Source organism: uncultured Caldilinea sp. (assembly GCF_937128415.1).
Classification (GTDB): domain Bacteria; phylum Chloroflexota; class Anaerolineae; order Caldilineales; family Caldilineaceae; genus Caldilinea.
Genome location: NZ_CAKZMJ010000103.1, coordinates 1 through 7,371, shown reverse-complemented (window position 1 = coordinate 7,371; position 7,371 = coordinate 1). Strand labels below are relative to the sequence as shown.

Here is a 7,371-nt window from a genome sequence, read left to right as displayed (position 1 = left end):
CGCCCACGGCGACCAATACGCCAACGCCCACCAATACCCCCACGCCGGGGCCTTCGCCGACGCCGACGAACACGGCGGTTCCGCCGGCCAACTCGGCGCTCAGCTTCGACGGCGTCAACGATTTTGTGAGCGCCCCGCGCTCGGTGAACGCCTCGCGCTTCACCGTCGAAGCGTGGGTGCGACCGACGAACGCCAACAGCTACGGGATTGTCGTCGCCGAGGCCGATGACAACAACGGTTGGGCGCTGGAGCTGGACGCCAATCGCCCGATCCTCTGGGTCGCCACCAATGCAGGCTGGCAGGGCGTCCTCTATCCGACGGCGCTGACCGCCGGACAGTGGGCGCATGTGGCTGCGGTGTATGACACCGGCGCGGTGCGCCTCTTTGTCAACGGCGTCGCCAGTGCACCGGCCACGATCGGCGCCACGCTGCGCATCTCGACCAATACGCTGCGCATGGGCGGCCTGACCGGCTACCCCTTCTTCGCCGGCGCGCTGGATGACGTGCGCATTTCATCTTCGGTGCGCTATGCGGCCAACTTTACGCCGCCGACTGCTCTGCCCGCAGCGGATGCAGAGACGCTGGCGCAGTGGGCGTTCAACGAGGGGAGCGGACAGACGGTCGCCGATTCGTCCGGCAACGGGCGCAACGGCGTGCTGGGCGCCTCGACCGCCGCCGGCGCCGATGACCCGACCTGGATCGCCGCCAACCGTTGACCTGCTTGCTGGATGGCGTGATGCGCAGCTGGGCGGCGCTTCTCATCGGAATCATGATGTTGAGCGGTTGCGTCTCTCCTGCTCCGCCGATGACGTCGGGGCGAGCCGAAACGCAACCCGCCGTGTTTATCGACCCGCTCACGGGCGACGCCGTCCCCACGCCGGCGCTGGAAGGAATCACGCGTGAACGGCGCGAGGTGCGTTTTGTCTCCGGGGATGCGACGCTCGCCGGTGAGCTGGACCTCCCGCTCGGCGAGGAGGAGGCGCCGCTCGTCTTTATCCTCCATCATTCCGGTCCGGCGACGCGCGACGCCTACGGCTATATGGCGGAGCTGTTGACGCAGGCCGGGTTCGCCGTCTTTCGTTTCGATAAGCGCGGAACCGGCCGCAGCGAAGGCGAATATGGTTGCTGCGAAGCGGAAGACGCGCTTGCGGCTTATCGGGCTGCGGTGGAGCAGCCGGGCGTCGATCGCAGCCGGGTTTTCATCGTTGCGCAAAGCATCGGGACCGAACATCTGGCGGCGCGCTTCAGCGAATTCGCCGCCGTTCATCCTCCTGCGGGCGTCGTCTTGCTGTCCAGCCTGCTCGGCCCAGAACGCATCGTGCACATCGAGGCGCCGCTGCACATTATCGTCTCAGACAGCGAGCCGAACCTGGACGCCATCACCGTGCAGGCGGTCGAGGCGCATCGCAGCCGCACAGGCTATGCGAGCAGCTACTATGTCGCCGAGCACAGCGAGCACACGCTGTTCGATGTGAAGGACGGGCCGATCGACTGGAGCGATCCTTCGTGGGTGAAGCGTTACCACCGGGGGGCGATGCAGAGCATGTTGGAGTGGCTCCAGGCAGAGGCGGCGAAAAATAGGTGAAATCCGGAAATCGCCTCACACAATCCTCCAGAGGCTTCGAAGCTTCCTGAAAGAGGAACGCAGTGACTTCTACAATGGATAGAGGCGCGTATACACTGAGACCATGGTGAGGCGTCATCGAACCTTGTTATCTTTCGTCGTCGGATGCTTTACTCTGCTGAGTGGAGCGTGGATCGCACTGTCGCTCTTTGAACAGAAAGCGCACCTCCATGCACAGACAACCGGCTATGCGCTGCGTTTCTACGGCTCCGGCGTGCGCGCGCCAGGGCTCGATCGCGTGCTGATTCCCATCGACGCGCCGGAGCGCCCTGCGGACATCGGCGCCGCCGACTTCACCGTCGAGTTTTGGATGCGCGCCCTGCCCGGAGAAAACAATGGCGTGGCGCGCTGCAATGAAAACGACGGCTGGATTTACGGCAACGTCATCTTCGATCGCGACATCTTCGGCGCAGGCGACTACGGCGACTTCGGAATTTCGTTGGGAGGCGGCCGGCTCGTCTTCGGCGTCTCGGTGGGCTCCGCCGGAACCACCGTCTGCAGCAGCGAGCGCGTGGACGATGGGGCATGGCGTCACGTCGCCGCCGTGCGGACACTGAGCGGCGCCATGCGGCTCTACGTCGATGGGCAGCTTGTCGGTTCTGCACAGAGCGTCAGCGGCGACGCCAGTTATCGCAACGGCCGCGCCACGAATTATCCCGCCGATCCGTTCATCGTGTTGGGCGCCGAGAAGCACGACGCCGGCGCCCAGTATCCCTCGTTCAGCGGCTGGCTGGACGAGCTGCGCCTGTCGAACATCGCTCGCTACTCGACCGCATTTTCGCGGCCAACGGCGCCATTCATCGGCGACGCCCACACCGTGGCGCTCTATCACTTCGACGAAGGCCCGGCCGGCCCGTGCACAGGCGCAATTCTCGACGTTTCTGGAGCAAGCGGCGGCCCGAGCCATGGATGGTGCGCCTACGGCGGCTCGCCGGCCGGCCCCGTCTACGTCACCGACACCCCGTTCAACCAGCCCACGCCGACCGCCACCCGCACGCCCACGGCGACAGCCACCAACACAGCGACGGCAACCAATACGCCATCGCCCACGGCCACGCACACAATGACGGCGACGGCCACGAACACAGCGACGGCAACCCGCACGCCCACGGCAACAGCCACCAACACAGCGACGGCAACCAATACGCCATCGCCCACGGCCACGCACACAATGACGGCGACGGCCACAAGCACAGCGACGGCGACGAGCGACCCAACCTCAACTGCGACGCACACCTCTACGGCGACGCCAACATCCACGCCAACATCCACGCCAACGCCCACGGCGACGGCCACCGACGCGCCCACAGCGACCGTCACCGCCTCACCGACGGCCACCAATACCGGCGCGCCAACAGCCACTGCAGAGCCTACACGGACGCCGACGCACACGCCAACGCCCACGGTTACAAACACGCCGACGCCCACGGTTACAAACACGCCAACGCCCACGGTTACAAACACGCCGACGCCCACGGCCACCTCCGGCGGCGCCATCCCCCCACTCCCCTCGGAGACGCCGGGAGGACAGGCCACCCTTGGCCAGACGCCGACGCCGGAAAGCTCCCCTACGCCAACCCCGACTCCTTGCCCGACGCACACGCCGACGCCTACGGCCACCTCCAATGCAACGCCTACACAGGCGCCGGAGGGCGGCTCTGCGTGGACGTTGTTTCTGCCTTTGATTCACAACAGCTCGCCATGTGCAAGCACCACGAGATAGGCAAGGCCCCGCTGCGCGCTTCGCTTTCCCTCACCCGTCGCGACGCGCTGAAGCTGGCGCTCGCCGCCGGGTTGGTGGGCGCGCCGCTGATCGCCGGGGGCCGCCTGATGTTTGAGAGCAGCGGCGCCGCCTTCCCGAACGCGCCGCTGTACGTGGAGGATGAAAACCAGGCTGACAACAATGCGCCGCTTGTTCTGCTCCGCCCGGAAGGCGCGCTGGCGGATGGATGGTTGGAAATTTTGCGCGTCGAAGGGCTGCCGTATGCGCAGGCGTTGTCCATATCGGACGCGACCTCCGCCGGTCTGAAGCGCGTCGCCGCCGCCGTTGTGCTCCCCGGCTCCGTGAGCCAAGCCGAGGCCGAAGCGTTGCGCGAGTTCGCTCTGGCGGGCGGCGGCCTGATCGTGGTGCTGCCGAACGCTGCGCTGGCGCCGCTCTGTGGGCTGACCTGGAGCGAAACCATCACCCACGAAGGTTATCTGCGCATTCAGCCGGGCGCCATCGGGACGGAAGGAATCGCAGGCGACGCCATGCAATTCCATGCGCCGTTGCGCCACTACGCGCTGTATGAGGCGGAGGCCGTCGCCCACCTGTGCGATCGCGACGGCGTCATCGTCCAGGCGCCGGCGGTCGCCTATCGCCGCCTGGGGAAGGGCGCCGTGGCGACGTGGTGTTACGACCTGGCGGCGAGCGTCGTGCGCACGCGGCAGGGGCCGATGGAGCGCGTCGACGTCGAAGCCGATGGCCTGGAAGGCGTGCGCGCCGTCGATCGCTTCGTCGGCTTCATCGACCTGGATCGCATCCATCTCCCTCAAGCCGATGAACAACAGCGCCTGCTGGTCAATTTGCTCAACGAAGTGAGCGCAGCCCCTCTGCCGCGTCTCTGGTACTTCCCCGGCCGCGCCGACAGCGCGCTCGTCTGCACCGGCGACTCGCACAACAACCCGGCGTCGGCGGTGGACGAGGTGTTGCGCCGCGTGGAAGGGTGGGGCGGGGCGATGTCGGTCTACTACACGCCGCCGCCGACCAATCCTGTGCGCCGCGCCCTGCGTCGCGTGCGCGATTGGTTGAAGGAGCAGCCTGTTCTGGGCGACGCGTTGCCGCCGACCGACGTGGTCACCCCGTATCACGCCGAAGCGTGGCGAGACCGCGGTCACGAGTTCGCCCTGCACCCTTACGTCGAGGAAGGCCTGGAGATCGGCTGGGAGCGCTACTGGCGGCAGTTCACCGGCCTGGGCTACGGCGAATTCACCACCACGCGCACCCACCGCGTGCTCTGGCACGGCTGGGCGGATACGGCGCGCGTGCAGGCCGGCTACGGTGTGCGCATGAACCTGGACTATTACCACGTCGGCCCCGCCTTCCGGCGTCCCGACGGCTCCTGGGCGTTCGGCTATTTCACCGGCAGCGGGCTTCCCATGCGCTTCGTAGATGCAGATGGGCGGCTGATCGACAACTGGCAACAGAACACGCACTTGGTCGACGAGCAGCTGATCGACATGCCGTGGGGCGCCAATTTCACAGGCTTTGCGCCGGAGCAGGCTGTTGAAATTGTAAGGGAGTTGATTCGTCGCACCGCCACCGGCGCCTACGCTGCGCTGGGCGCTCAGTTTCATCTGGACCCCTTCGCCGTCCCTGGACCGTGGACTGAAGGCGCCGGCCGCTTCCTCGATGGCGCGTTAGCGGCCTGCGCAGAGCGTGGACTCCCTATCCTCTCCGGGGCACAGTGGCTGGCTTTCACCCAAGCGCGCACAGCCGTGCAGCTGACAGATTTTCAACTTTTGTCGAAGGCGGGCGATTGCTCGTTCGCCGTTCATGTCGCCCATCCTGACATTGGCCTCACTCTGCTCTTGCCTGTCCGACACAAGCAATCCTATTTGAAGGAATTGCAAGCAAATCGCAAGCTAATTCCAATCCACACGCGCCGAGTCGGTGCTACACTGTACGCACAGATTGACCTGCAGAGCGTCGCAACGTTTGTCGACGCGCGCTATTCCGGCTCGTAGCGAGCGCTGCCGATCTGCAGCCTTGGGTCAATTCTGACAATAGAGGACCTGTGTGGAGGCCAGGCATATGGTGAAGGTGCGTCCCTCAAAACAAGCAGTTTCCCGGTTTCCCGCGTATTGGATGCTCAGCAGCGGTTTGGCGTTGTTGATGCTTTCGATCTTGGCGGCTGCGCTTCTGTGGCCTTACGGCGCAGCCTTTGCGCAGAGCGGCCCCAACGGCGTCATCACCCATGACGCGGCGGTGCATTTCAACGGCGCCTGCGCTGTTTTGACCAATACGATCGTCAGCACTGCCAACGGCGGCGAGATTCGACTGCGCGCCACGGTCGAAGATTATTTCGATGGCGCGGCGATCGACGCCACCCAGTGGATCACCGGCTATTCCAATCCCTCTTATCCCGATCAAGTCCCCCTGATCGGCAGCGGCGTGCTGACGCTCTACGGAAGCTACCTGCGCTCGGTGCAAGTTTTCTCCGCCACGACGCCAACGCGTTTCTTCGAGGCCAGCGCCCGCATGGCGGACGCCAGCCTGCTGCGATCGCCCAGCAACGTGGACATCGGTTTCTATCGCGCCTATCCGCCGCTCCAGTTGCCCCCTGGAGACCAAAGCTCTATTCGCCTCTTCATCGGTCAGCCGACGCACGCCAGCGTCGATCGCTTGCTCTATGTTCGCTCGCGCGATGGCTCGGTCGATCCCTGGGTGGACACCATGGTCAATAACTGGGGAGAGGATGAAATCGATCAGCGCAATGGCCTCTCCCAGTATCGCACCTTCCGCATTGAATGGGGCCCGACGGAGACCTGGTATTTAATCGATGGCAGCGTGATCACCCTGGTCCCCGGCGACAATCCGCTGCCGCACACCGGCGTCTCCACGCGCACGACCTATGTGTTTTTGTACAATCAAGATCCGCTCCAACCCGGAGATCCGAATTGGGGCAACACGATGCCATTGCTCGTGGACTGGGTGCGCGCCGGCGTCTATCCGTCCAACGGCCAGTACACCTCCTGCATTTTGGACGCCGGTCAAATTGCCAACTGGTCGCAGGCGACGGTGACGGCCACGATCCTCGCAAACACCGGCGCCTCGCTCGAGACGCGCACGTCGGCGGACGGCGCAACCTGGTCGAGTTGGGCGTCTGCAGGAACGTTGAACAACGGCGTCAACACGTTGACGCTTTCCAATCCCAGTGGTCGCTATCTTCAGTACCGCTTGACCCTCACCAGCGTCGACCCGATCCGTTCCCCGGAGGTGGCGGCGCTGAGCTTTTCGTATTTTGGCCCCACATCGCTTGTGGTTGCCCCTGCTTCAGCAACCCTGAACCCCGGCGCGACGCAGCAGTTCACCGCCACGGCGTATGACAGCAACAACGCGGTCGTCGCCGGCGTGCCGGTGAGCTGGAACGTCGTCAACGGCGGCGGCGTCATCGACGGCGGCGGCCTCTTCACGGCCGATCTGCCGGCGGGCGTCTTCACCGACACAGTGCAGGCGACGACCTCCAACAACTTGACGGGGACCGCCACCGTCACCGTGCTCAATCTGCCGCCCATAGCCGTGATCGGCGGCCCTTACTCTGGAGTGGAAGGGCAACCGGTGCAGTTGGACGCCAGCGCCAGCAGCGATCCCAACGGCGGTCCGCTCACGTTCGCCTGGGATTTGAACAACGACGGTCTATACGACAACGCCGTCGGCGCCACGCCTTCGGCGAGTTGGCCGGACAACGGCGTCTATACGATCGGTCTGCTCGTCACCGACAGCGCCGGCCTCACCAACACGGCGACGACGACGGTGACGATCGCAAATGTCAATCCGCAAATCACATCGATCGACCGCAACACGCCGGTGCGCCGTGGGGAGCCGGTCACCGTTACGGTGACAGCCACCGACGTTCCCAGCGATACGCTGTACTATTCGTTCGACTGGACCAGCAACGGTGTGTTCGACGTGGAGAATGCGCTCTCAAACACCGCCGTGACCACCTATCCGAACACCGGGCTCTATACGGTGACGGTGCGCGTGA

At 65.0% G+C, this 7,371-nt stretch carries 5 protein-coding genes; all 5 read left to right on the top strand.

The features are described from left to right. Window positions 1-716, top strand: a 716-nt coding sequence (locus Q0367_RS19870; RefSeq protein ID WP_298984335.1) for a LamG domain-containing protein, incomplete at its 5' end; no start/stop codon positions are given. Then, the gene (locus Q0367_RS19865; protein WP_298984333.1) at window positions 713-1,585 is read left to right on the top strand and encodes an alpha/beta fold hydrolase; all 873 of its coding nucleotides are present in this window, start codon (window positions 713-715) and stop codon (window positions 1,583-1,585) included. The genes Q0367_RS19870 and Q0367_RS19865, both read left to right, overlap by 4 nt. A gap of 124 nt (window positions 1,586-1,709) precedes the next feature. Beyond that, window positions 1,710-3,347, top strand: a complete 1,638-nt coding sequence (locus Q0367_RS19860; protein WP_298984332.1) for a LamG domain-containing protein — start codon at window positions 1,710-1,712, stop codon at window positions 3,345-3,347. Then, window positions 3,287-5,350, top strand: a complete 2,064-nt coding sequence (locus tag Q0367_RS19855) for a hypothetical protein (RefSeq protein WP_298984331.1) — start codon at window positions 3,287-3,289, stop codon at window positions 5,348-5,350. Before Q0367_RS19860 ends, Q0367_RS19855 begins: the two co-directional genes overlap by 61 nt. 148 nt (window positions 5,351-5,498) lie before the next feature. After that, the coding region (locus Q0367_RS19850) for a PKD domain-containing protein (protein WP_298984329.1) at window positions 5,499-7,371 on the top strand (1,873 nt) is incomplete at its 3' end.